We start from the raw sequence: 24,477 nt of genomic DNA on the forward strand, positions 1-24,477 counted from the left end.
GGTGACCGGGATGTCGACAAGTGCCGCAACGCGTTCGGCGCGACCCGATCAGTTCGTCTGCGGATTCTGCGATCGCACCGGGCCGATCCTGTTGAGCGGCCAGATCTTGAACACCGCCTTACCGCGCACGTCCGTCACCGGCACGGTGCCGGTGTACTGATCGTCGATATGTCCGCGCGAGTCGAGCGAATTGTTGCGGTTGTCGCCCATCACCCACAGGTTGCCCTCGGGCACCTTGATCGGCCCGAACTCCCGCCCGGTCGGGTTCGTCGAAACGCCCATCGCGGTCTTGACCGCGAACGGCAGTCCCGGCTGATACGGGTACATGTAGTGGGCATACGGCTCGTCGAGCGGCTTGCCGTCGACCAGCACACGACCTTGGGCGTCACAGCACTGCACGGTCTGACCGCCCACCGCGATCACCCGCTTGACCAGATCGTTCTCATCCGGCGGCACCAGACCGAAGAAGGAGAAGAAGTTCTGGATCCCCCGGACGACGCCGTTACTCGATCGCGTCGAGTGGTAGCCCTCGTCCCAGGAACTGCTCGGCGACTTGAACACCACCACATCGCCCGGCTTCGGATCACCGAAGTCGTAACTGAGCTTCTCGACGTAGATCCGGTCCTCGGTGCAGCCGGTACAGCCGTGCAGTGTCGGCTCCATCGAGCCGGACGGAATCTGATACGGCCGGCCGACGAACGTCACCACCAACGCCGCGATCACCGCCGCGATCACGATGAGAATCGGCAACTCCTGCCAGAGCGGCCGCTGTTTCCTGCGCTTGTTCCCGCGCGACGAATCCACCCGTGACCGGCGCGGCGTGAATCCGCCCGCTCGCACGTCGTCGGATTCGCGCACCATCTCACTGTCCCGCGTCACGACGAACAACCTAGCCGCACTTCGCATTCACGGGCGGATCGATGACCTGAGAAAATGACCTGAGAATACGAAAAGCCTCCGGCCGTCGGGCCGGAGGCTTTCGAAGAACGCAATCCCGTCAACGGGATGTGTTCAGCGCTTTTCCTTGATCTTGGCGGCCTTGCCGCGCAGATCGCGCAGGTAGTACAGCTTGGCCCGGCGGACATCACCGCGGGTCACCACATCGATGTGATCGATGTTGGGGCTGTGCACGGGGAAGGTGCGCTCGACACCGACACCGAAGGAAACCTTGCGGACCGTGAAGGTCTCGCGGATGCCGCCACCCTGACGCCGGATCACGGCGCCCTTGAAGACCTGGATGCGCTCCTTGTTACCTTCGATGACCTTCACGTGCACATTGATGGTGTCACCCGGCCGGAAGTCGGGGACGTCGCTGCGCAGCGACTTTTCATCGACGAAGTCGAGGGTGTTCATTTCCGTCCTTGTGGAGTTCGCGTGAACAGAGGAACCTGGCGGCGCGCACTGGGCACTCGACCGGTTCGTGCTCCGGATATGGGCGGTGCGCTGGGCAGATCTGCCCAAGGCAACCCGATTATTGTGCCAGAGGTGCGCGCGCGACCGTTAATCGGCCCCGGTCCGGCGGCTGTGACCGTGAATTCTCGGCAGGGATTGCCCGATCGGATGCGGCGGCGCGGGTGCGGGCACCACCGTGCGGGCCAACTCCTCCTCGGCCGCCACCCGCATGTGCGCGACGGCATCGGGCTTCCCGGCGATCAGATCCTGGACGAAGATCTTCGCACGGATCACCGGGCGCCGGTACCGGCGTTCGCGCCGGATCGCGCGCTGCATCAGCCGGGACCGGTCGGCATACCGCCAACGCGCCCACGGTGCGCCGGGTCGGCTCAGCCGCAGTGCGCCGACGAACAGCAGGGGCAGGAAGAACATCCCGAACAATCCGGTCCAGATCTTGCCCTTGGCGATGACGATCGCCGCCAGCATCAGATTCACCAGGGCGAACAGGCTCAGGAAGGTCCGGCCCGTGGGGCTGCGGTCGTGCCGGATATCCCCGACGTCCAGCAGCCACAGCGGATGAAAGCCCAGTAGGAGCAGACCGGTCACCGCCAGGGCGACGAAGACCGCGTCGACCGAGGTGCGGCCCTGCTCCTCCCAGTAGACGTCGCGTAGGTAGTAGATGAGGGCGAATTCGTCCAGGACCAGGGCCGCGCCGAGGCCGAATACCGAGGCCAGCGCGCTGACCGTGCCGACCCCGTCGTTGTAGAGGGTGACCAGGCCGATCCCGGACAGCAACACCAGCACCACGCCGAACACCATGTGGTGGATGTGCACGTCGCCCGCGCGCAGATTGCCGGGCCACCAGCGCACCCGTTTGCGGATCAATCGGACACTGAGCCTGATCAGCAGAAAACCGACGATGAAGCCGAGCAGGAAACACAGCAGCGGCAGACGGCCGTGCGCGACCACGGTCTCGTCCAGCCACCGTCGCATATCTGCCATGTCCCGTCATCTCCGCGACCCGGGCGTACGAGCTACCGGGTCCGGGCCCGCATCACCCGCCCAGCCACATTGTGCAGCACCACCAGCCCCGGCAGGGCGCATCCCGGACGGGATGCGGACCACCGGGGCCGGACCGCCGCGTACTGCGACGAGCCTACTTGCCGAATCCGGCACGGCGCAGTGCGTCGGCCATCGCTCCGGTGGGCTCGGATGCGTTGCGGCGCTGCTGGTTCCGCCCCTGCTGGTTGCGGCCCTGGCCCTGCTGAGCACGGCCCTGCCCGCCCTGCTGACGCGGATTGCCGCCACCGCGCTGACCGCCCTGCTGCCGCGGACGCGAATCGCCGCGCTCCGGCTTGCCGGCGCCGGGCTCGTCGTCCAGACGCAGCGACAGGCCGATGCGCTGCCGGGCCACGTCTACCTCGAGCACCTTGACCCGCACCACGTCACCGGACTTCACGATCTCGCGCGGATCCTTGACGAAGTTGTGCGACATGGCCGAGACGTGCACCAGACCGTCCTGGTGGACACCGATGTCGACGAAGGCGCCGAAGGCCGCGACATTGGTGACCACGCCTTCGAGCACCATGCCCGGTTGCAGATCGGCGACCTTCTCGATTCCGGCGGCGAATTCGGCGGTCTTGAACTCCGGGCGCGGGTCGCGACCGGGCTTCTCCAGTTCGGAGATGATGTCGGTGACGGTGGGCACACCGAAGCGCTCATCGGTGAATTCACCAGGGCGCAACGCGCGCAGCACGGTGGTGTTGCCGATCAGCCCGGCCACATCGCGACCGGTGGACTCGAGCATGCGCCGCACGACCGGATACGCCTCCGGGTGCACCGCGGAGGTGTCCAGCGGGTCGTCGCCTTCGCGGATGCGCAGGAAGCCCGCGCACTGCTCGAATGCCTTGGGGCCCAGCCGCGGCACCTTCAGCAGGGAGTTGCGGTTGCGGAACGGGCCGTTCTGATCACGATGCGCGACAATGGATTCCGCCACCGACGACGCGATGCCCGACACCCGGGACAGCAGCGGCACCGAGGCGGTGTTCACGTCGACACCGACCGCGTTCACCGCATCCTCGACCACCGCGCCCAGCGAGCGGGCCAGCAGCGTCTCGGAGACGTCGTGCTGGTACTGCCCGACGCCGATGGACTTGGGGTCGATCTTCACCAGCTCGGCCAGGGGATCCTGCAGGCGGCGGGCGATGGAGACCGCGCCACGCAGCGAGACGTCCATATCCGGCAGTTCCTGCGACGCGTAGGCCGATGCCGAGTAGACCGACGCGCCCGCCTCGGAGACCACGATCTTGGTGGGTTTGTTCTCCGGGATGCGGGAGATCAGTTCCGTGGCGAGGGCGTCGGTCTCGCGCGAGGCGGTGCCGTTGCCGATGGCGATGAGCTCCACGTTGAAGCGGGCGACCAGCGCGCTCAGCACGGCGAGGGACTTCTCGGTCTGGCCCTGCGGCTTGTGCGGGTAGATGACCTCGGTGGCCACCGCCTTGCCGGTGCCGTCGACCACGGCCACCTTGACGCCGGTGCGAAAGCCCGGATCCAGGCCCATCGTGGCGCGGGTGCCCGCGGGGGCGGCCAGCAGCAGATCGCGCAGGTTGTTGGCGAAGACGTCGACCGCGTCCTTCTCGGCGGACTGCCGCAACCGCATCCGGATATCGATGCCGAGGCTGACCTGCAGCTTGGTCCGCCACGCCCAGCGCACGGTGTCCAGCAGCCAGGTGTCCGCCGCGCGACCCTGTTCGGCGATGTCGAACTTCAGCGCGATCCGGCCCTCGAAGATGGTGCGTTCGCCCCCCGGAGCGGAGCTCGCGGAGCGACCATCAGACGCAGCGGACTCCTGGGCGTCGGGCTCGAGGTGCAGGGTGAGCACCTCTTCCTTCTCCCCGCGCAGCAGCGCCAGGATGCGGTGCGAGGGCAGCGTGTCGAACGGTTCGCTGAATTCGAAGTAGTCGGCGAATTTCGCACCCGCCTCCTGTTTGCCCGCGCGCACCTGGGAGCTGACCTGACCGCGGCTCCACATCAGCTCGCGCAGCTCGCCGACGAGGTCGGCATCCTCGGCGAAACGCTCCACCAGGATCGCGCGGGCGCCGTCGAGTTGTTCGGCGGTGTACTGGGCCGGATCGGTGGTCGGATCACCGATCAGGGCGTCGGCCACCGGTTCGTGACCGGCCTCGCGAGCGATCTGGGCCTTGGTGCGACGCTTGGGCTTGTAGGGCAGGTAGATGTCCTCGAGCCGGGCCTTGGTCTCGGCGAGCATGATCTGCTGCTCCAGCGCGGCGTCGAGTTTGCCCTGGCCGCGAATGGATTCCAGGATCGAGGTGCGCCGCTCGTCCAGCTCACGCAGGTAGTGCAGCCGCTCCTCGAGCTGGCGCAGCTGCGCGTCGTCCAGACCGCCGGTGACCTCCTTGCGGTAACGGGCGATGAACGGCACGGTGGATCCGCCGTCGAGTAGCTCGACCGCGGCGCGCACCTGCTCGTCCCGCACATTCAACTCGTCGGCGAGGCGACGGCCGACGCTGGCCAGACGGACCGGCGCGGTCGCATCCGGCGCGGCATCGCCGCCCGCGGCGCTCGTGTTGACGGCATCGTTGCTGCCGGATTCGCTGCTGACGGTTTCGGAGGCTGTCGTCACGCCCGCAGACACTACCGCCGCACCCCGACAGGTAGCCACAGCCCCGCGCCGAATCGGCCGCAGCCGCACCCTTTTCGAATGGCCGTCCCCGTTGTGCAGGGCCGATCCGGGACGCGCAACACTCACCCGAAGTCGGGTTCAGCGGGCCGAGGAACCCAGGTAGACCAGCAGGTCGTCGATCAGATCCGCGGGCGCGGCCCGCCCCTTGCCGTCCGCGGCGAGATGTCCCGCGGCGGCCAGATCCGCCGCACCGTGTGCGAGTGCGCGCAGCAACGCCGCCATCCGCTCCGGATCGCCCCCGGGCAGTGCGTGATCGGACTGCGCCTGAGCGACCAGCGCCGTGAGCGCCTGCTGCGCGTTGTGCGCGACCTCGGCCAGCTCCGGGGATTCGTTGGTCCAGCGACCGAAGACCAGTTTGAAGCGCGCCGGATGCTCGTGAGCCCAGGCGATGTACCCGTGCAGCACCGCGCGAACCCGCTGCACCGGATCCGGCTGCTGCGCCACCAGTTGCGCGAATTCCATTGCCCGTTCGGACAACTCGCGCGCGGCGACCGCCGCGAGCAACGCCTCCTTGTTGGCGAAATGCTTATAGGGCGCGTTGTGCGACACCCCGGCCCCGATCCCGACCTCACGCAGCGTCACCGCCTCCACCCCGCCGGAGTCCAGCAGACGAAGGGCGGAATCGAGGAGAACATCGCGAGTGCTCGACGGCATCCGAACATCCTAATCCGAGGTTGACAACGTCAACCCAGCCGCCTAGGTTGACGTTGTCAACCTCATCTGACCGGGGAGAAATCATGAACACAGCACAATCCGCAGTGGTCACCGGCGCGACCGGCGGCATCGGGGAGGCGATCGCCCGCAGACTGGCCGCGACGGGCCGGAGCGTCGTGCTGGTCGGCCGCGATGCCGCACGCCTGGCCGCGGTACAGCGGCGAATCCGGGACGTGGTCCCCGACGCCGACCTGCGAGCCGAACTGGCCGATCTGTCGCTGCTGAACCAGGTGCGCGCGCTCGCCGATCGGCTCGACACCACCGGGATCGACATCGTGATCAGCAACGCCGCGGTGGTCGCACCGCTCGCCGATCACACCTCCGAAGGAATCCAGCGCACCGTGGCGACGAACCATCTCGCGCCCTATCTGCTGCTGCGTTCGCTCGGCGAATCCCTCGCCGCCGCAGGACGATCCGCGCGACTGGTCGTGGTCGGAGCCTCACCCGCCGCATTGCGCCGGCTGCCCGTGAACCTGGACGATCCCGGCCTGGCCGATGAACGGAGTATCGGAGTCCCGCCGAGTTTCCGGCCCTTCGTCGCCTACGGCCGCACCAAGAATATGAACGCCATGTTCGTCTACAGCCTCGCGCAGCGACTGGCAGGCAGCGGCGTCACCGTGAACGGCGCGCATCCGGGGATCATCCGCAACACCGGCCTGGGCCGGGAATCCGCCCGCGGACTGTTGCGCGCCTTCGCCTGGACGCAGTGGGTGAATCCGTTGCTACCCGGCCCCGAGGCGGGCGCGGACACGCCCGTCTGGCTCGCTACCGCTCCCGACCTGGAGGGCGTCACCGGACGATTCTTCGTGCGCCGCCGAGAAGTCCGAACCGCACCGCACACCACCGATCCGGCCCGGCTGGACCGTCTCTGGGACACCAGCGCCGCGCTGACCGGTCTCCCGGCGTGATCGGTGAATCGGAACTTATTGCGGCGGTAGCAGATCCGGGCGGCGCTCGCGCGTGCGGGCCAACGACTGCTCATGCCGCCAGGCATCGATCCGCGCGTGATTGCCGGACAGCAGGATCTCCGGGACGTCCAGTCCGCGCCAGCTGACCGGGCGGGTGTAGCTGGGCCCCTCGAGCAGTCCGTCGGAGAACGAATCCTGTTCGTGCGACTGCTGATTGCCCAGCACACCGGGACGCAGGCGTACCACCGCCTCGGTCATCACCAGGACCGCCGCCTCACCGCCGATCAACACGTAATCACCGATGCTGACCTCCTCGACGCGCACGCGCCGGGCCGCATCGTCGAAGACACGCTGGTCGATACCCTCGTAGCGACCGCAGGCGAACACCAGATGGCGTTCGTCGGACCAGCGGTGCGCGGTGGCCTGCGTGAACGGAACACCCGCCGGGGTGGGCACCACCAGCAGCGCGTCGTCGGGGCAGACCTCGTCGAGCGCATCACCCCACACCGTGGGTTTCATGACCATGCCGGGCCCGCCGCCGTAGGGCGAATCGTCCACGGCCTTGTGCACGTCGTGGGTCCAGCGACGTAGATCGTGCACGCCGAGTTCGACCAGCCCCTTGTCGATGGCCTTGCCCAGCAACGCCGTTCGCATCGGCTCGAGATATTCGGGGAAGATCGTCACGACATCGATGCGCAGCGCTACGGAGGACTCCCCGACTTCCTCGGGCATTGCTCTACTCCTTGTCGAGCAGTCCCTCGGGCGGATCGATCACGATCAGGCCCTCGGCGACCGATACGGTGGGCACGATCGCGGTGACGAACGGAATCAGAATCTCCCGGCCCGGCTCGGCGGCGGACTCCACGCCGTCGAAGCTCGCGGCCGCGCGCACCGAAAGCAGTTCTCCCGCAGCCGAATGCAAGACCTCGTCCACGGTGCCGACCACGGTGCCGTCGGCCAGCTGCACCGACAGTCCCTCGAGCTCGTGGTCGTAGAACTCGTCGGGATCCTGCGAGGGCGGCAGATCGTCGGTGTCGACCAGAAAGAGCATGCCGCGCAACGCATCCGCCTCGGAGCGATCCGCGACGCCCTGCACCCGGACCAGGAGCCGACCCGAATGTTCCCGAGCCGATTCGACCGTGTACTCCCGCACTGCCGTCGCCCGCGGCAGCCGCCCCTTCAGGACGGCGCCGTGGACGAAACGCAGCTCGGGTTCGTCGGTGCGGACCTCCACGACGAGTTCACCGCGCACACCGTGCGATTTGGCGACCCGCCCGACTACCAGTTCCATGGGGTCATCCCCGCTCACGCGGGGCGCGGGTATCAGCCCGCATCGGTGTCGACGACGTCGACCCGGATGCCCCGGCCGCCGATCCCGGACACGAGCGTGCGCAGCGCGGTCGCCGTGCGGCCACCGCGCCCGATCACCTTGCCCAGGTCGTCCGGGTGCACGTGCACCTCGACGGTGCGGCCGCGACGGCTGGTGATCAGCTCGACGCGGACGTCGTCGGGATTGGCGACGATGCCGCGAACCAGATGTTCCACGGCATCGGCAACAACGGCACTCATTTACTCGGCCTCGGCCGCGGCCGGAGCCTCCGCCTCGGCGTCCTTCTTCGCGGCCTTCTTCTTCGGCGTCACGGCCTCGGCAACCGGCTCGCTGTCGGCGGCGGCCAGCGCGGCGTTGAACAGATCCAGCTTCGACGGCTTCTCCGCCTTGGTCTTCAGCGTGCCCTCGGCGCCCGGCAGGCCCTTGAACTTCTGCCAGTCACCGGTGATCTCCAGCAGGCGCTGCACGGGCTCGGTGGGCTGCGCGCCGACGCTCAGCCAGTACTGCACGCGCTCGGAGTTCACCTCGATCAGCGAGGGCTCCTCCTTCGGGTGGTACTTGCCGACGTTCTCGATGGCGCGGCCGTCACGACGGGTGCGCGCATCGGCGACGATGATGCGGTACTGGGGGTTGCGGATCTTGCCGAGCCGGGTGAGCTTGATCTTGACAGCCATGGGCTATCGCCTTTCGATGACGGCCGCCCGCAGGCAGCCTGAGTGGTCACGGCGCAATTCAGCGACCCGCACGGAACGCGGGCCCGGTTTTGCGTTTGAGTGTGTGACCGCCGCGCGGTACGTAACCGGAGACGGGCTGACACCTGTCCTCCACGAGGACGGTCGACCATTCTGCCAGACCGGGCCCGACGTCTCGAAATCGGCCCGTGATCAGCACAGTTGCACCGTCGGGATCTCGCCCGGGGCCGGCGACGCCCGTCGATCGACGACGCGGAACGCCCCGGCAGGGTCAGCGGTGGCCGGTGACGGGGTCACGTCGTTTGTGGACCCTGCCGCGCAGGACCACGTGGGCCGGTGTGGCGAGGATCTGTCCCGACGTGCGGGGGTCCCGGTCGTACACGACCAGGTCCGCCGGTGCGCCGTGTTCGATGCCGGGGCGGCCGAGCCATTCGCGGGCGTTCCAGGAGGCTGCGCCCAGGGCGTCGTGGCGGGACAGGCCCGCACCTGCCAGGGCGTCGATCTCGTCGGCGATGCGGCCGTGGCGGATGGAACCGCCCGCGTCGGTGCCGGTGTAGATGGGCACGCCCGCGGCGTGGGCGTCGGCGACGGTGTCGCGGACACGGCGGTGCAGGTCGCGCATGTGGGCGGCGTAGACGGGGAATTTGGTTGCGCCGTCGGCGATTTCGGGGAACGTGTCGATATTGATCAGGGTCGGGACCAGGGCCGTGCCGTGGTGGGCCATCATCTCGATGGTTTCGTCGGTGAGGCCGGTGCCGTGTTCGAGGCAGTCGATGCCCGCGCTGATCAGGCCGGGTAGCGCGTCCTCGCCGAAGACGTGCGCGGTGACCCGGGCCCCCTCGCGGTGGGCGGCGTCGATCGCCTCCTTCAGGACCGCATCGCTCCACAGCGGGCGCAGATCGCCCACCGAACGATCGATCCAGTCACCGACGATCTTCACCCAGCCGTCGCCGCGACGGGCCTGCTCGGCGACGATCTGCGGTAGATCGCGCTCGTCGTCCAGTTCGATGCCCAACTCGCGGATATAGCGTTTGGGCCGGGCGATGTGGCGACCCGCGCGGATGATCCTCGGCAGATCCTCGCGTTCGTCGACGAAGCGGGTATCGATCGGTGAACCGGCATCGCGCAGCAGCAGCGCCCCGGCATCGCGTTCGGTCTCGGCCTGGGCGATCGCCCCCGCGTCGTCCTCGTGCCCGCCGCCGTAGCGGATGCCGACGTGGCAGTGCGCGTCCACCAGTCCCGGCACGATCCAGCCTGCGGCACAGAGGGTTTCGGCGTCGGCGATCGGCTCGAAGGAGATCAGTCCGTCGCGGATCCACAGATCGCGCACATCCTCGTCCGGAAGAACCACTCCCCGCAGATGCAATCGCATACCGCCTCCTGCTCACGTCGACCTTCTACTGCCACCACCGTCGGACGAACCGGCCCGCGACGAACCACGCATCGGGCGGGGCGAACCGTAGGCATCACCCCGAGGAATCGTGCGAGCCGGTTCGGCGACGCCACCGGAGGACGTCGGCCCAAGCGCCTCGAATCCCTCAGCGCCCCGGAGGGTTTCAGTTCTTGGGGAACTTCAGCTTGGACAGATCGATGCCGTCCAGCCCCGGGGGCAGCTGGTCGAGTCCGGAGGGCATCCCGGACAGGTCCGGCATCCCGGGCGGCATGGCGGGCATCCCCGGCATCCCCGGGAAACCGCCGCGCACCTTGGGCGGAGTGGGACCGCGCCCACCCTTCTTGCCCTTCTTGCCCTTCTTGTTGTTGCGCCGGTTGCCGGCGCCGGGCATACCCATCTGACGGCCCATCTGAGCCATCATCTTGCGCGCCTCGAAGAAGCGGTCGACCAGCTGATTCACATCGGTGACCGTGACGCCCGAGCCGTTGGCGATGCGCAGGCGGCGGGAGGCGTTGATGATCTTCGGATTGGCCCGCTCCCCCGGTGTCATACCGCGGATGATGGCCTGCACCCGGTCCAGCTGCTTGTCGTCGACGGCCGCGAGGGCGTCCTTCATCTGCCCCGCGCCGGGCAGCATGCCCAGCAGGTTGCCGATCGGGCCCATCTTGCGGATGGCCAGCATCTGATCGAGGAAATCCTCGAGGGTGAGCTCACCGGTGCCGATCTTGCGCGCGGCCTCCTCGGCCTGCTGCGCGTCGTAGACCTGTTCGGCCTGCTCGATCAGGGTCAGCAGATCGCCCATGCCCAGGATGCGGCTGGACATGCGATCGGGGTGGAAGACGTCGAAATCCTCGAGCTTCTCACCGGTGGAGGCGAACAGGATCGGCTGACCGGTCACCTCGCGCACCGACAGCGCCGCACCACCGCGGGCGTCACCGTCGAGCTTGGTGAGCACCACGCCGGTGAAGCCGACGCCGTCGCGGAACGCCTCGGCGGTGGTGACCGCGTCCTGACCGATCATCGCGTCGAGCACGAACAGGATCTCGTCGGGCTGCACCGCGTCGCGGATGCCCGCGGCCTGCGCCATCAGCTCCTCGTCGATACCGAGGCGGCCCGCGGTGTCGACGATGACGACGTCGTACTGCTTGCCGCGCGCCTCGGCGATACCCTGCTGCGCGACCTCGACCGGATCGGCGGCGGTGATGCCCAGCGGGTTCTCGCCGCCACCGATCGAGGTGCCCGGATGCGGTGCGAAGACCGGCACCTCGGCCCGCTCACCGACGACCTGCAACTGCGTCACCGCGCCCGGACGCTGCAGATCGCAGGCCACCAGCAACGGCGTATGCCCTTGGCCCTTCAGCCATTTCGCGAGCTTTCCGGCCAGGGTGGTCTTACCGGCGCCCTGCAGACCCGCGAGCATGACCACCGTCGGCGGGGTCTTGGCGAACTGCAGCCGCCGCGTCTCCCCGCCGAGGATCGCGATCAATTCCTCGTTGACGATCTTGACGACCTGCTGCGCCGGATTCAGCGCGGCGGAGACCTCCGCGCCCTTGGCGCGCTCCTTGACCCGGGTGATGAACCCGCGCACCACCGGCAGCGCGACGTCGGCCTCGAGCAGGGCCAGGCGAATCTCCCGGGCGGTCGCGTCGATATCCGCCGGTGACAGCCGCCCCTTGCCGCGCAGATCGCTCAGTACACCGGTCAACCGGTCGGAAAGGGATTCGAACACCGATCGCGCTCCTGATCTCGAGGGACGTCACTCGACATACCAGGGTAATGCGCGCATGCCGATCGAAGGATTCAGCCTAGTCGTTCGTGGTTTCGGTGTTCGCGGCACCGGTGTCTGCGCGCTCGCGCAGCGGTTCGCGGACGCTATTCCAGCATGCGCCGCCGCGGCCGCGGAGCCTGGCGGATATCGCGATCCTCACTCGCGACCATACCGAGCGCCTCACGGGCGGTCAGCCCCAGTTCCAGGGCCATGGAATCGAGCATCGTCCATTCGGCCTCGGTCGGTGTCCGACCGTTCACCGTGGAGGCGATCGTCATCGCGGTCACTGCCTGCTGCCCGGACAGGGTCCGCCCGGGAAGCCAGGACACCACCCAGCGATCTCCACCGACGCACCGGGCGATGTGCTGGGTCAGATCACTGGTCATTGTCGATGCGGAAACGACTTCAATTGCCACCGGCTCGCTCCTCATGCTCGAAAAGCTCGGACAAGCCTCGAACAACACCCGGCATGCGGGCCGACATCGCCGTCGACCCCTGCGCACACCGCCTCCGCCATGTGACTGCACAGATCCGGTCTGATCCTAGAGCGGCTCACCCCACTAAAGCTCTACCTTGCAGCAAATCTCACGCAACAATCCGATCACCGGGCAAACGTCCAGTTTGCCCGGAAAGTCGCGGGCAGAACGGCCGACCCCGAATCGCCGCGGAAATCCGGGCGGATGTCCGTTTCGGCCCGCACATTCGATTCCGAATCGAAATCCCGCCCGGGTCCGGCTTATTCGGCGTCCTGCTCCGGCGGCGGCGCGGGCGTCTGCGGCGGAACAACGTCAAGCACCGCGGCCGCGATCTCGTCCCGCCGCGCCGGGCTGTCGGTATCTCCCAGATCCAGGCAGAACGCGTCCACAACCGCTGTGCCCCGGGTGATCACCTTCGCCCACCGCACATCCGCACGCGTGCTCGCGAGCGCACCGGCGAGCCGGCTGAGCAGTCCGATCCGGTCCTCCGCACGCAGTTCCAGCAACACCTGACCGGGAATCCCGGTGTCGGCCCACAGAATGCGCGGCTCGGCCTGCGCATACTCATTGATCGGCAGACCCGCCTCACGCTCCTTGCGTTCGAGCACCGCCGCCAGATCCAGGTCACCGTTCACCGCCCGGATCAGATCCTGGCGTAGCAGTCCGGCATCGGGCGGATCGCCGAATTTCGGTGCCACACGGAAGATATCGATCGCCGATTCCCCCTCCGACCCCAGCGAGGCCGACAACACCCGCAGCGAATGCAGGGCCAGCACCCCGGCCGCGTCGGAGAGCAGTCCGGGCGTATCGGGCGCGACGACGGTCACCACATGACTGAAACGCCCTTCACCGGGCGACAATTCGACGTGCACGCCACCGGATTTCGCCTTGACCAGCAGATCCGGATCGATCGGATCGGGCTCGGGAGCCTGTTCCCCGGCCATCGCCAACCGGGAGCGACGCACCAGCTCCCCGATCAACGAGGCTTTCCAATCCCCCCACACGCCCGGACCGGTGGCCAGCGAATCGGCCTCGGCCAGGGCGTGTAGCAGCTCGAGCAGCTGCGAATCACCGCCCAGCGCGGTCACCACCGCCTCGGCGGTCGCCGGATCGGCCAGATCACGGCGCGTGGCGGTATCGGGCAGCAGCAGGTGATACCGGACGATCGCGCTGAGCGTGCGCACATCCGAGGGCCACAGCCCGAGCCGACGGCCGATCTGGGTGGCCAGCTCCGCACCGACGATGCTGTGATCCTCGGTGCGGCCCTTGCCCAGATCGTGCAGCAGCGCGCCGAGCAGCAGCAGATCCGGCCGCGCGACCCGGGTGCTCAACGCACCCGCGTACGCGACGGTCTCCACCAGATGCCGATCCACCGTCCAGGTGTGCACCGCATCGCGCGGAGGCAGATCGCGCACCGCACCCCATTCCGGAAACAGCCTGCCCCACAAGCCCGTTCGATCCAGCGCCTCGACCGCGCCGATGGCGGCGCGGCCGGTGCCCAGCAGCACCAGCAGATCGTTGAGCGCCTCGCGCGGCCACGGCTCCCGCAGTTCGGGCGCATCCTCGGACAACCGGTTCAGCGTGGTCGCCGACATCGGCAACCCGTTCTGCGCCGAGGCCGCGGCCACCCGCAGGATCAGGCCCGGATCCCGTTGCGGGCGAGCGTCGCGAGCCAGCACCACCTCACCGGCGTGTTCGACCACCCCCTCATCGAGTGGTCGACGCACCGGCATGCGGCGAAGCCTGGCCAGCCCGCGACGCGGCAGGGCGTTACCCGCCGTGCGCAACCCGACGTCGACCGAATACCCCACCGTGCGGGCGGCATCACTCAACGTGCGGGCCAGATCGAAACGGTCACCGATGCGCAGCGCCGCGCCGATCTCGTCGGCATCCTGTGCGCGCAACTGGTCGCGGGAGCGTCCGGCTACGCGATGCAGTTCGGTGCGCACATCCAGCAGGCGACGATGTGCGTGCTTCAGGCCACCGCCCGGGACGTCGGGTCCCAGGCCGGGCATGGCGTCGGTCAGCTGGGCGATGGCGAGGGCGTCGAGCAACTGGATGTCGCGCAGACCGCCGCGCCCGTTCTTCAGATCGGGTTCGGCGCGATGCGCGATCTCGCCGCTGCGCCGCCACCGGGTCTGCGCCTGCTCCACCAATTCGCCGAAGCGGGAACGGATTCCGGTGCGCCACTCGCGACGCACGCCGCCGATGAGCAGATTGCTCAACTCGGCGTCGCCGACGATGTGCCGGGCGTCCAGCATGCCCAGCGCGGCGGTGAGATCGTCGGCGGCCACCCGCAGCGCCTGCGGGACGGTGCGCACACTGTGATCGAGTTTGATGTGCGCGTCCCACAGCGGGTACCACAGCCGATCGGCCACCTCGGCCACCCGCTCCGGATCGACGTCGTCGTGCAGCAGCACCAGATCCAGATCCGAGTACGGCAGCATCTCGCGTCGTCCCAGCCCGCCGACCGCGACCACGGCCAGCCCGCTGTCGGAGGTGATGCCCAGTTCGGCGCCCTTACCGGTGAGCCACAGATCGTGCAGGTCCACCAGCGCCTGCCGCAACGCATGGGCGTCCAGTCGCGGACGGCGAACCTGGCCACCTTCCAGGAGCTGATCCCGGGCCCGTACCAGATCCGTTGCACCGCTCGGCGTGTCGCTTTTCACCTGCACCACCCAACCCTCGTGCGGGCGGCCTCGCCCCTACCGTCGTCCGGTGAGAGCGAGGCCGCCGATCGACCCGCTGACCTCTAGAGTTGCACGCGCTAGAGCGCGTCGCCGCCACGCTCTCCGGTCCGAACCCGGACCACGGCCTCCACCGGCGTCACCCAGACCTTTCCGTCGCCGATCTTCCCGGTGCGCGCGGCCTCGACGATCACCTCCACGACCTTCTCGACCGAGGCGTCGTCCACGACGACCTCGACCCGTACCTTCGGCACGAAATCGACCGAGTACTCCGCACCGCGGTAGACCTCCGTGTGGCCCTTCTGCCGTCCGTAGCCCTGTACCTCGCTGACGGTCATCCCGAGCACACCCGCCTGCTCCAGACCGCTCTTGACATCTTCGAGCGTGAATGGTTTGACGATTGCAGTGATCAGTTTCATATCGGTCATGCCTCCTTGACGGCGGTACGTGCCGTGCCACCCACAGCAGCGAAATCGTATGCCGTTTCCGCATGCTCCGATTCGTCCATACCCGCGAACTCGTCCTCATCGGTAGCCCGCAACCCGATGGTGAATTTGATGATGTACGCCAGGACGAGCGACACGATGAAGGAGAAAGCCAGCACCGACGCCGCGCCGACTGCCTGCTTTCCGAGCTGTGTGAAACCGCCGCCGTAGAACAGGCCCTTGGCGCCGTTCAGGCTGGCCGAAGCGCCCGATTCGGGGGCCAGGAACAGCCCGACCATCAGGGTGCCGATCACACCGCCGACCAGGTGAACACCGACCACGTCGAGCGAATCGTCGAAGCCGAGTTTGTACTTCAGGCCGACCGCCAGGGCACACGCGATTCCGGCGACCGCGCCGATGGCCAGTGCGCCCAGAACGTTGACCGAGGAGCAGGACGGGGTGATCGCGACCAGACCGGCGACCAGACCCGAAGCCGCACCGAGGCTGGTGGGTTTGCCGTCGCGGATCTTCTCCACCAGCAACCAGCCCAACATCGCCGCACAGGTGGCGAAGGCGGTGGTGAGGAAGGTCGAACCGGCCAGTCCGTTCGAGCTCACCGCGGAACCGGCGTTGAAGCCGAACCAGCCGAACCACAGCAGACCGGCGCCGAGCATGACGAACGGCAGGTTGTGCGGGCGCATCGGGGACTTCGGCCAGCCCTTGCGCCGACCGAGCACGATGCACAGCGCCAGACCCGCGGCGCCGGCGTTGATGTGCACCGCGGTACCACCGGCGAAGTCGATGGCCTGCAGCTTGTTGGCGATCCAGCCGCCGTGGTGGACGATGTTGCCCGCGGCGTCGGAAACGTTGAAGTCGAACACCCAGTGCGCGACCGGGAAGTACACGACCGTGGCCCAGACCGCGGCGAAGATCAGCCAGGCGCGGAACTTCAGGCGGTCGGCCACCGCACCGGAGATCAGCGCGACGGTGATGATCGCGAACATCAGCTGGAATGCGACGAAGACCGTCATCGGGATGGTGCCCGCGAGCGGAATGTCCGCACCGTGCACCGCCGCTGCACCGGTCGCGGGGTCGGCGGGCGAGGCCTTGACGCCGTTCGTCCCGATCAGCCCTTTCAGCCCGAAGAACTGGGCCGGATTGCCGATCACGCCGAATTTGTTGTCCCCGAACGCTTCCGAGAAGCCGTAGATCGACCAGAGCACGCCCACGATGCCCATCGCGCTGATGCTCATCATGATCATGTTCAGGACGTTCTTACTACGGACCATGCCACCGTAGAAGAACGCCAGGCCCGGTGTCATCAGTAGGACGAGTGCCGAGCTCGCCAGCATCCATGCGGTATCGCCGGTGTCCGGCACACCGACCAAGGGGTACGCCACCTTGTTCCTCCTCATCTCGGGCCCGGCCTGAAATACGGCAAACGAGCCTGCACAGAAGGTTCGCTATTCGGTGTTTCATCTGTGCCGCCCCCGTGTTTCACATGAGTGAACGGATGTGCTTCCCGTGTTGCTACCACGTTTCGTTTCCTACACAGCCGTTTCCGGATCGCTGTGAGGTTCGTGTCGCGTTGCGGAACTCATCGATGAATATGCAGTTCAGCCGATATTCGAGCAAGGCGCCGGTCGGAAGTGAAGATCACCATCCGATACACAGCCTGAAATCGTATCCAACCCCCGGTGAATACCTCCGCTACCCCAGCGACTCCACACAGCTACCCAACGGACCCCCCCACACCCACCCGGTTCCAATACCCCGGACAACGCCGACACCGAGGTTCGCGGCCCGTCTCGCCGGTCGGACGCGTGGCGGGTGCGAGGAACGAGTACCCGACTCGGGGCCGACCGGTGAGACTCAGGGGGCCGCGAACCCGCCGTAGCGGAGCGGAGGCCAAAGACACAGCACCCGCCGCAGCGAAGCGAAGGCCAACGACACAGCACCCGCCGGAGCGGAGCGAAGGCAGAAAATTCAGCCCAGCAGAGCGTCGACGAATGCGCCGGGTTCGAAGGGGGCCAGATCGTCCGCGCCCTCACCGAGGCCGACGAGTTTGACCGGGACGCCGAGTTCGTGTTGGACCTGGAACACGATGCCGCCCTTGGCGGTGCCGTCGAGTTTGGTGAGCACGACGCCGGTGATATCGACCACATCGGCGAATACGCGCGCCTGGGCCAGGCCGTTCTGGCCGACGGTGGAGTCCAGCACCAGCAGCACCTCGTCCACGGCGGCCTTCTTCTCCACCACACGCTTGACCTTGCCCAACTCGTCCATCAGGCCGGTCTTGGTGTGCAGGCGGCCCGCGGTGTCGACCAGGACGACGTCCACGCCGTTATCGATGCCGGTGCTGACCGCGTCGAAGGCGACCGAGGCCGGATCCGCGCCCTCACGCCCGCGCACGGTCTGCGCGCCGACCCGCTCACCCCAGGTCTGCAACTGATCGGCGGCCGCGGCGCGGAAGGTGTCCGCCGCACCCAGCAGCACCCGGCGGCCGTCCGCGACCAGAACGCGTGCGAGCTTGCCCGTCGTGGTGGTCTTACCGGTGCCGTTGACGCCCACCACCAGCAGGATGGAGGGGTGGTTGTCGTGCGGCAGCGCGCGGATCGAGCGATTCAGCTCCGGCCGCAACGCCTCGACCAGAACCGAGCGCAGCGCGGCGCGGGCCTCGTCGGCGGTGCGGACGCTGCGGGAGGCCAGTTCGCTGCGTAAGCGTTCGACGATGGTCGAGGTGACGGCCGTTCCGAGGTCGGCCATGACCAGCGTGTCCTCGATCTCCTCCCAGGAGTCCTCGTCCAGGTCGCCGCCGCCGAGCAGGCCGAGCAGACTCTTGCCGACGGCGTTCTGGGAGCGGGACAGACGCCCGCGCAGCCTGGTCAGACGCCCCGCGGTGGGTTCGATCTCCTCGAGTTGCGGTGCGGGAGCGACGGTTTCGGCGGGAGCCGGAGGCGCTTCGACAACTGTGGCCTGCTCGGGCTCCGCTTCGGGTTCGACCGTCGGAGCCGCCTCGACCGACGCTTCGGCGCTGGGCTGTTCTTCGACTGCCGCGGGCTTCGCTTCGACCTCGGGCGCTTCGACCTCGGCGGCCTCGGGCGCTTCGACCTGTGCCTCTGCCGTCTCGACCGCGTCGACCTCGGGTTCCGGCAGCCGGACATCGGTGATTCCGCGACGTACCGAATCGCGCGGAATAGCCGCGTCGTCGCCGATATGCGGTTGCCCCTCGTCATCGGTGCGCTCGATCGGCACCGGTTCGGGTTCGGGTGGCGCCAGCGTGCCCGTGCCCGCACCGCCCTGACTGAAACTGAATCCGCCCGACGCGGTGTACCCACCGGAACGGTCGGTCACCTCTTTGTCCGATGTCGCGGGAGCCAGCGTCACCCGGCCGCGCTTGTACCGGACGAATCCAGCGACGACGAGCGCCACCACCAGGATGGCGGCGATCACGGCGATCAGAATCCAAGCTTGCGCAGTCACGCCCCCATCCTTACAGAACGTCGGCTACGAACCCGCAGGGCCGCGCGACGGGCGGAGAATCCGAAACTCTCGACCTGTGGTTTCGACTCGGAGCCGTTCTCACGAACCACCTCGACAGCGGGCGATAACACACGGATCGGCGGACGCCGGGACGACACGCCGGAATTGCCGCACATGCGCGGTTCGCCTACCGACCGGTCTGCTCGTCTCGGTGTCACGGCGCAGAAGCAGGGGCGAATCCAACACAGAGACAATAGGATCGGCGATGTGACCGATCGAAATGTGCTTGGGGGACCGCTGGAGGAGTGCGGCACCGATCCTCTCACCGGCTTCTACCGGGACGGCTGCTGCAGCACCGGCCCCGAAGACCTGGGCAGTCATACGGTGTGCACTGTCGTTACCGCGGAGTTCCTGGAGCACCAGAAGTCGATCGGCAACGATCTGAGCACCCCGCGGCCGGAGAACAACTTCCCGGGACTGCAGCCAGGTGATCGCTGGTGCGTGGTCGCGGTGCGCTGGCTGCACGCCCACGAAGACGGTGTCGCTGCCCCGGTGATCCTGGCCGCGACTCACGAGAACGCGCTCGAGGTCGTCCCGATGGACACACTGCGCAAGTACGCCGTGGACGTCCCGGACGACGTCAGCGACCTGCTCTGAGCGTCTCTCCGGAACTTCAGTGTGTCGTCGGTGGGTCGGGGCCTGCTTCTTCGGGCCTCGTTGGGCTGCAACGGGTGTCGCAGATGGTGAGAAGTTGGTTGTCGGGCGGTGAGTGCGGGCGGCCAGGCCGAGTGTGATGAGTCACACATCGGGTCTCGGATAGCCGACGTCGGTGTACCGGTGACCCGCTCGCTGGGCACCGGTACACCGTCCGAGTGGCGCAGATGAGCCATCGGGACGAGTTGATCGGTGCGCTTCTCTCCCCCGGGTTGTTCACGAGTCGGTCGGAGCCGATGACGGGCTGACCGTGGATTCCTCGGGCAGTTCACGTTTTTCCACTGCCGAGGCGATTCGCTTGTTCGCGTACAGGCTCGATCCGATCAGTACTTCGCAGGCGCCGAACAGGATCAGCAACGTCGCCGGGTGCAGGAAGCCGTGACTCGGCGCTCCGGCGTGACCTGCCAGGATGCCGCCGATGACAATGGCCGGGGGAACCAGGCCCTGCCCCAGGAGACGTCGTGCTCCGAATACGGTGCCTTGCACCTCGCGTGGGACTTGTTCCATCCAAACGGCGCTCAAGGGAGCGTTGTTCACCTGCACCGTTCCCGAACGCAGGAAACCCGATATCGACCAGACCAGGACGAACGGGGTGAGCGCCAGGATAATTCGCGAAATACCGCTCACGACGACGCTCGCCCAGATCAAGAGGTGTCGAGAGAATCGGGAGCCCAGCCAGGCCACCAGCGCGGCGCCGACCACTCCGCCGATCGCCGAGGCCGTTTGGAACGACGCCAGGGCAACACTTCTCTGGTGCGCATGCCCGAGCACGAATACGGTCACTGCCGTCATACCCAGCCCGTTGAAGAGGTTGAACAGCGTATATCGCACCTGGATGGCCACCAGTTCGGGGCGCGCCAGAATGAACTTGAATCCCGCGAACGTGGATCGGGCAGCTTTGGTGGGCAGGTCGCCGCGCCAGCGGCACACGAGTACGAGCAGACCGGCGAACAGGAAAGTGGCGGCGTCGACGGCGAATACGGGCGTCGCGTGCCATGCCGAATAGAGCGCAGCGCCCAGCGCGGGTGACACCAGCAGTGGCGCCGTATCCAGAATTCCCGAAATTCCCGCTGCCCGAGTGAGATCGGCTTCGGCGCTCAATTCACGAATAGCCGCCATGATGGATGTGGACAGCGCGGAGTCGCAGAAGCCGGAAAGCCCGACCAGCGCCACGAAAACCGCGATGGGAGTTCGCTCCGACGATGCGGCGAAGGCCAACGTCGCCGAGATCACGGCGAGAACGACATCCAGACAGATGATCGCGGTCCCACGCCGCAATCGGTCGACGAGCGCTCCGGCAATCGGTGCGCAATAGATCATGCCGACGAATTGCGCCGCGGTGATCGCCGCGAGTGCGGTACCGGAATGTGTGCGATCGAAGATCTCCAGGCTGAGCGTGATCCCGGCCGCGCCGGACCCGATGACCGACACGAGTTGTCCCGCCCACACCCACCAGAACAGACGTCCGACGACAGCCACTCCGCTCACCCCCCGAACCTTTCGTCGAGGATGCAGGATATCAAGCGCGCCAGTTCTGCCACAACTCGACAGCGATGCCTGTTTCCGCTTCCAGTTCATTCAGTTCCACATTTCCCTCATCCGTGAACAAGGTGCGATTCCGAAGCAATTCCGAAACCAGATATGTCACGGCATCGACCCCCTCGGCCAGAGCGTCGGCGAATGCCTGCCGTTCCAGCGAGTTCAGGTCGTTCCGGGAAAGTTCGGTCAGTCTGAATCGCAGCAGCGAGTTGTAGACGAAAGCAGCATGGAAGGCCCTGTCCACCTCCCACCACTGATTTCGTTCGGAGCCCTGATCGGCTCGCCAGGTGATCTCGATCTTCGGAGAAGTCTGCGAGGAATACTCCGGCGCGAACAATTTCCTGGTCAGGATGGTCTGACTGATGCGCTGATGAACCGACTCGTGCAGGATGTTCTCCGCCAGCAGCCTGGACGACGCCCCCGTGATGACGGTATTCGGCGGAATGTGCTGCGCGGCCTTGTCGGTGAACATGATGGCGAACGGCAGCGCCGGATCACTGGAGCTGGTGATCCGGGTGATCGATGTGTTCGGATCGCGCAGGGACAGCCAGAAAAGGTTTCGCACGAACATCGCGACGTGCCGGAATTGCTCCGCATGCACCTCGGCGAGCCGACCGAGGGCACCGACCAGGAGAGTTCGCCGTTGCGCGGTGTGTGCCGCGACGGCGTAGGCGTCGAGCCGTAGAGCCCGGGAGACCGGCGGCGAGATCGAACGATCCATCCAGAGGAATTCCGAACCCCCGACCCGGATGACTTCGAAATCCCACTCCCCCGCGGTCGCGAATGTGCCCGGCTGTTCGCCGAGGATGTTCTCCATCAGCGTGAATGATTTGGTTACCGCGTCCGCGCCGGGAAGACGATTCAGATCGAAGAACGACCCCGGGTGAATACTGGCGACAAGAGACATCGTGACATACCTTCCCGGGATCAGAATCCCAGACTCAGAAGTGTGATCGACTCACCCGGTGCGAGCACCGTTCTGCCGTGCGGGTTGGTGGCGCCCGAAAAGGCGAGGAATTGCCCCGGGCGCAGCCGGAACCGCGACAGTCCGGCGGGCGAGGCGACCACCGTGGCACTGGCCTCCCCGATGGTGGGTGGCACGTAGCGGACGCAGACCAGCACGGTGAGTTCACCGAACTCCCGATTGTCGATGTGGAGCGGAAGCTTCTGGTGCTCAACATATTTCAGATAGGAGCCGGCTCGCGCGGTCCGACCGGCCAGCGGGTGGAGGCGACTGCCGGTCGCCCACTCCGCATTTTCCAGCCGGGATGCCAGACGCCCGGCCTGCGGACCTGTCGTCGCATTGAGCTTGCCGTTCCGCTCGTATCCGCGAGCGGCCAGAATACTTTCCGCCTCCTCGGCCACCGCGGCGAGGAGTTCGGTGCCCGGACGCAACCACGACGGTGAATACACTTCCGGAAGTTCGGCACGGGAATCGGCGCACAGTTCCCGGGCCAACGACACCAGCTCGTGAATCTTCGCCGCATCCGTCTCGCCGGATCGAAACTCGCCGATATCGGCGATTGCGGAAATCTGTGCCAGCCGCGCCGCATGATCGGGCTCGACTCGGCTATCGAGGAACTCGGCCGCCTGGTTCATGGCGAGAATCCCTCAGCCGATGAAGTATCCGGCATCGGTGGATCGATGATCACCGATTTCGTGCAATTTATCCGACATGGGAACGTCTCCTGGAACCAGGGTATCGATCCGCTCGACCAGGAACTGCAACTTCTCGATATGCGTCATCGAATCGCCGGGCACCAGCTGATCGATTCGGGCACGCAGTTCGGTCAGTTTCGATCGCGCCGTTCGGTGGTGCGCGCTCAGCAGCTGCGAACCGGGGACCACCCGGGCCAGCCGCTCGACCCGCTCATTGGGCCCCATGGACGAGCACGGCAGTTTTTCCGCGAGATAGTCGCAGATGGTTTTCAGCTCCCGGCAGACGTCGTCGAAACTCTCCGCCCACTCGATATTGTATTCCGAATCCTCGAAGTATCGACTTCTGGACATATTTCCTCCCCGCCACGCCCCGGAAGGGGCTGCGCCCGTGCGGCGACAGCCCCGTGGTCCAACCGATGTCAGGACTGCATCTTCGGGTCCGGGACCATGTGGTCGAGCTGCCGCGTCAGCGAATTGACATCCATCGTCACTCCGCCTGCCCGGCCCGGCTCGATACCGCCGTCGACAGAAACCGTGCGATCCTCGTTCGACATGAATTCCTCCTATGGATTCACCTTCGGTGGCAGCGTCGTGATCGCTGCACCGCAAAAGTTATCGATTCGAGGACTGCCGTGTAGCGAGCCGGATGGCATTTCACCCGGAAACGAGCTGGTTGGCGGGTGGAAAGCAGCCGTCCGGTGCGGACGTTCAACAGCACTTCCCGGACAACGCGATACCGGTGAATTCCTGTTCGGATCTCGAATTCACCGATGGGTGACCACAGCCCGCTCCGTGCCCGAATTTCTCCTGCGATGCGCCTTCTGGCGACAGGCGGCCGAACAGTAGCGCGCGGGACGGCCCAGACCGGTCGCCTTCAAGACGGAGCCGCACATCGGACAACTCGCTGCGGAAGTAATTTCGTTATTACTTTCGTTACGAATCGGATCGTCGTGGCCGGGTTTCGTCACGGCGGGCGCCGCCGGGGAACGCAGTGCGTCCAGGGCGATCCGGGCGGCCGTCACGAGTTCCTGATCGGATCCCGAAATGCGCTGTATTGCAACACATCCGGTGAACATCGCGGAGACGTCGGCGACGGTGATATCGGAGCGGGCCGCACCGCAGCGCTGCGCTTCGGTGAGTAGCGCGTGCAGGGCCTGGTGGAATCGGTCGCCCGCGCCGCGCATGAGGGTGCGGGGCCAGCCGTCGTCGGCGGTGATCAGATCGCAGACCGCCCGGCTGCGCGGCGAGGTGAGCACGATCTCGGCGCAGAAGGCGAAGAACGCCTCGCCCACGTCGGGTGCGGCCAGGCACGCCGCCGCCCGCGCGGTCATCCGCTCGATACGCTGCTGCATCACCGCCTCGAGCAGATCGGTCTTGGTCGGGAAGTGCCGATAGACGGTGCCCGCGCCGACACCGGCGCGCCGGGCGATCTCGGCCAGGGAGACCGAGGTGCCGTGATCGGCGAAGGCGCGCTGCGCGGCGGTCAGCACCAGGGCCCGGTTGCGCCGGGCATCGGCGCGGGCCGCGGGCCCGGAACTCTGCGGTACGACGGTCATTTCGTTACGGCACCCCTCTGCGCGGACCTGGCGAACCC

Annotated in this window: 24 protein-coding genes; 2 read left to right on the top strand and 22 right to left on the bottom strand. The window is 67.0% G+C overall.

What is annotated here, in order from left to right; genetic code table 11:
* Positions 1-48: 48 nt before the first annotated feature.
* The 5 genes from lepB to K7711_RS06990 all read right to left on the bottom strand — a co-directional run bounded on the left by lepB (position 49) and on the right by K7711_RS06990 (position 5,749).
* Positions 49-861: a signal peptidase I gene (lepB, locus tag K7711_RS06970; RefSeq protein WP_222966785.1), complete on the bottom strand. Its 813-nt coding sequence runs from the start codon at positions 859-861 to the stop codon at positions 49-51.
* Positions 862-1,011: 150 nt separating this feature from the next.
* Positions 1,012-1,353 carry a 50S ribosomal protein L19 gene (rplS, locus tag K7711_RS06975; RefSeq protein WP_040826229.1) on the bottom strand — a complete coding sequence of 114 codons (342 nt, stop codon included), beginning with the start codon at positions 1,351-1,353 and terminating at the stop codon, positions 1,012-1,014.
* Between the two features lie 147 nt (positions 1,354-1,500).
* On the bottom strand, positions 1,501-2,385 hold the full coding sequence (locus K7711_RS06980) for a hypothetical protein (RefSeq protein WP_222966787.1): 885 nt from the start codon (positions 2,383-2,385) through the stop codon (positions 1,501-1,503).
* Positions 2,386-2,548: 163 nt separating this feature from the next.
* Positions 2,549-4,927, bottom strand: coding sequence for a Tex family protein (locus K7711_RS06985; RefSeq protein WP_222966789.1), 2,379 nt, complete (start codon positions 4,925-4,927; stop codon positions 2,549-2,551).
* A gap of 246 nt (positions 4,928-5,173) precedes the next feature.
* The gene (locus K7711_RS06990; RefSeq protein ID WP_222965846.1) at positions 5,174-5,749 is read right to left on the bottom strand and encodes a TetR/AcrR family transcriptional regulator; all 576 of its coding nucleotides are present in this window, start codon (positions 5,747-5,749) and stop codon (positions 5,174-5,176) included.
* Between the two features lie 83 nt (positions 5,750-5,832).
* Here K7711_RS06990 and K7711_RS06995 point away from each other — a divergent pair, with 83 nt between their 5' ends.
* Positions 5,833-6,717 (top strand): SDR family NAD(P)-dependent oxidoreductase, encoded by an 885-nt coding sequence (locus tag K7711_RS06995; protein WP_222965848.1) that lies wholly within the window; start codon positions 5,833-5,835, stop codon positions 6,715-6,717.
* A gap of 15 nt (positions 6,718-6,732) precedes the next feature.
* Here the strand turns inward: K7711_RS06995 and trmD are convergent, their stop codons facing one another.
* The 11 genes from trmD to ftsY form a co-directional block, all read right to left on the bottom strand.
* On the bottom strand, positions 6,733-7,416 hold the full coding sequence (trmD, locus tag K7711_RS07000; protein WP_222966791.1) for a tRNA (guanosine(37)-N1)-methyltransferase TrmD: 684 nt from the start codon (positions 7,414-7,416) through the stop codon (positions 6,733-6,735).
* Positions 7,417-7,453: 37 nt separating this feature from the next.
* Positions 7,454-8,008, bottom strand: coding sequence for a ribosome maturation factor RimM (gene rimM / locus K7711_RS07005; protein ID WP_040826251.1), 555 nt, complete (start codon positions 8,006-8,008; stop codon positions 7,454-7,456).
* 32 nt (positions 8,009-8,040) lie between these two features.
* Complete coding sequence (locus K7711_RS07010) at positions 8,041-8,286, bottom strand: RNA-binding protein (protein ID WP_040826244.1); 246 nt, start codon at positions 8,284-8,286, stop codon at positions 8,041-8,043.
* On the bottom strand, positions 8,287-8,721 hold the full coding sequence (gene rpsP, locus K7711_RS07015; RefSeq protein WP_222965850.1) for a 30S ribosomal protein S16: 435 nt from the start codon (positions 8,719-8,721) through the stop codon (positions 8,287-8,289).
* 289 nt (positions 8,722-9,010) lie between these two features.
* Positions 9,011-10,111, bottom strand: coding sequence for an amidohydrolase family protein (locus K7711_RS07020; protein ID WP_222965852.1), 1,101 nt, complete (start codon positions 10,109-10,111; stop codon positions 9,011-9,013).
* A 184-nt stretch (positions 10,112-10,295) separates the two neighbouring features.
* Positions 10,296-11,861: a signal recognition particle protein gene (ffh, locus tag K7711_RS07025; RefSeq protein WP_222965854.1), complete on the bottom strand. Its 1,566-nt coding sequence runs from the start codon at positions 11,859-11,861 to the stop codon at positions 10,296-10,298.
* A 143-nt stretch (positions 11,862-12,004) separates the two neighbouring features.
* On the bottom strand, positions 12,005-12,316 hold the full coding sequence (locus K7711_RS07030) for a hypothetical protein (protein ID WP_040826300.1): 312 nt from the start codon (positions 12,314-12,316) through the stop codon (positions 12,005-12,007).
* A 320-nt stretch (positions 12,317-12,636) separates the two neighbouring features.
* The gene (locus tag K7711_RS07035; RefSeq protein ID WP_308014512.1) at positions 12,637-15,045 is read right to left on the bottom strand and encodes a [protein-PII] uridylyltransferase; all 2,409 of its coding nucleotides are present in this window, start codon (positions 15,043-15,045) and stop codon (positions 12,637-12,639) included.
* Between the two features lie 98 nt (positions 15,046-15,143).
* Positions 15,144-15,482 carry a P-II family nitrogen regulator gene (locus K7711_RS07040; protein ID WP_222966793.1) on the bottom strand — a complete coding sequence of 113 codons (339 nt, stop codon included), beginning with the start codon at positions 15,480-15,482 and terminating at the stop codon, positions 15,144-15,146.
* A 5-nt stretch (positions 15,483-15,487) separates the two neighbouring features.
* Complete coding sequence (locus tag K7711_RS07045) at positions 15,488-16,903, bottom strand: ammonium transporter (RefSeq protein ID WP_222965858.1); 1,416 nt, start codon at positions 16,901-16,903, stop codon at positions 15,488-15,490.
* Positions 16,904-17,474: 571 nt separating this feature from the next.
* Positions 17,475-18,971: a signal recognition particle-docking protein FtsY gene (gene ftsY, locus K7711_RS07050; RefSeq protein WP_222965860.1), complete on the bottom strand. Its 1,497-nt coding sequence runs from the start codon at positions 18,969-18,971 to the stop codon at positions 17,475-17,477.
* Between the two features lie 267 nt (positions 18,972-19,238).
* Between ftsY and K7711_RS07055 the strand changes: the two genes are divergently transcribed.
* Entirely contained in the window at positions 19,239-19,628 is a 390-nt protein-coding gene (locus K7711_RS07055) for a DUF2237 family protein (protein WP_040826261.1), read from the top strand.
* Between the two features lie 273 nt (positions 19,629-19,901).
* On the opposite strand, the gene K7711_RS07060 is transcribed toward K7711_RS07055, so the two are convergent.
* The 6 genes from K7711_RS07060 to K7711_RS07080 form a co-directional block, all read right to left on the bottom strand.
* Positions 19,902-21,173: an MFS transporter gene (locus tag K7711_RS07060; RefSeq protein WP_222965862.1), complete on the bottom strand. Its 1,272-nt coding sequence runs from the start codon at positions 21,171-21,173 to the stop codon at positions 19,902-19,904.
* A 31-nt stretch (positions 21,174-21,204) separates the two neighbouring features.
* Positions 21,205-22,131, bottom strand: coding sequence for a hypothetical protein (locus K7711_RS07065; protein ID WP_222965864.1), 927 nt, complete (start codon positions 22,129-22,131; stop codon positions 21,205-21,207).
* A 20-nt stretch (positions 22,132-22,151) separates the two neighbouring features.
* On the bottom strand, positions 22,152-22,823 hold the full coding sequence (locus tag K7711_RS07070) for a hypothetical protein (RefSeq protein ID WP_222965866.1): 672 nt from the start codon (positions 22,821-22,823) through the stop codon (positions 22,152-22,154).
* 12 nt (positions 22,824-22,835) lie between these two features.
* On the bottom strand, positions 22,836-23,234 hold the full coding sequence (locus tag K7711_RS07075) for a hypothetical protein (RefSeq protein ID WP_222965868.1): 399 nt from the start codon (positions 23,232-23,234) through the stop codon (positions 22,836-22,838).
* 68 nt (positions 23,235-23,302) lie between these two features.
* A complete protein-coding gene (locus tag K7711_RS48340) occupies positions 23,303-23,437 on the bottom strand; it encodes a hypothetical protein (protein ID WP_268929154.1) in 135 nt (44 codons plus the stop codon).
* Between the two features lie 210 nt (positions 23,438-23,647).
* Positions 23,648-24,439: a TetR/AcrR family transcriptional regulator gene (locus tag K7711_RS07080; protein WP_222965870.1), complete on the bottom strand. Its 792-nt coding sequence runs from the start codon at positions 24,437-24,439 to the stop codon at positions 23,648-23,650.
* Positions 24,440-24,477: the final 38 nt, after the last annotated feature.

The organism is Nocardia coffeae (genome assembly GCF_019890715.1).
Taxonomy (GTDB): Bacteria; Actinomycetota; Actinomycetes; order Mycobacteriales; family Mycobacteriaceae; genus Nocardia; species Nocardia jiangxiensis.

Coding starts and splice junctions, on each gene's coding strand:
- lepB (WP_222966785.1), bottom strand. CDS start 861: ATGGTGCGCGAATCCGACGACGTGCGAGCGGGCGGATTCACGCCGCGC.
- rplS (WP_040826229.1), bottom strand. CDS start 1,353: ATGAACACCCTCGACTTCGTCGATGAAAAGTCGCTGCGCAGCGACGTC.
- K7711_RS06980 (WP_222966787.1), bottom strand. CDS start 2,385: ATGCGACGGTGGCTGGACGAGACCGTGGTCGCGCACGGCCGTCTGCCG.
- K7711_RS06990 (WP_222965846.1), bottom strand. CDS start 5,749: ATGCCGTCGAGCACTCGCGATGTTCTCCTCGATTCCGCCCTTCGTCTG.
- K7711_RS06995 (WP_222965848.1), top strand. CDS start 5,833: ATGAACACAGCACAATCCGCAGTGGTCACCGGCGCGACCGGCGGCATC.
- rimM (WP_040826251.1), bottom strand. CDS start 8,008: ATGGAACTGGTAGTCGGGCGGGTCGCCAAATCGCACGGTGTGCGCGGT.
- K7711_RS07010 (WP_040826244.1), bottom strand. CDS start 8,286: ATGAGTGCCGTTGTTGCCGATGCCGTGGAACATCTGGTTCGCGGCATC.
- rpsP (WP_222965850.1), bottom strand. CDS start 8,721: ATGGCTGTCAAGATCAAGCTCACCCGGCTCGGCAAGATCCGCAACCCC.
- K7711_RS07020 (WP_222965852.1), bottom strand. CDS start 10,111: ATGCGATTGCATCTGCGGGGAGTGGTTCTTCCGGACGAGGATGTGCGC.
- K7711_RS07040 (WP_222966793.1), bottom strand. CDS start 15,482: ATGAAACTGATCACTGCAATCGTCAAACCATTCACGCTCGAAGATGTC.
- K7711_RS07045 (WP_222965858.1), bottom strand. CDS start 16,903: ATGAGGAGGAACAAGGTGGCGTACCCCTTGGTCGGTGTGCCGGACACC.
- K7711_RS07065 (WP_222965864.1), bottom strand. CDS start 22,131: ATGTCTCTTGTCGCCAGTATTCACCCGGGGTCGTTCTTCGATCTGAAT.
- K7711_RS07070 (WP_222965866.1), bottom strand. CDS start 22,823: ATGAACCAGGCGGCCGAGTTCCTCGATAGCCGAGTCGAGCCCGATCAT.
- K7711_RS07075 (WP_222965868.1), bottom strand. CDS start 23,234: ATGTCCAGAAGTCGATACTTCGAGGATTCGGAATACAATATCGAGTGG.
- K7711_RS48340 (WP_268929154.1), bottom strand. CDS start 23,437: ATGTCGAACGAGGATCGCACGGTTTCTGTCGACGGCGGTATCGAGCCG.
- K7711_RS07080 (WP_222965870.1), bottom strand. CDS start 24,439: ATGACCGTCGTACCGCAGAGTTCCGGGCCCGCGGCCCGCGCCGATGCC.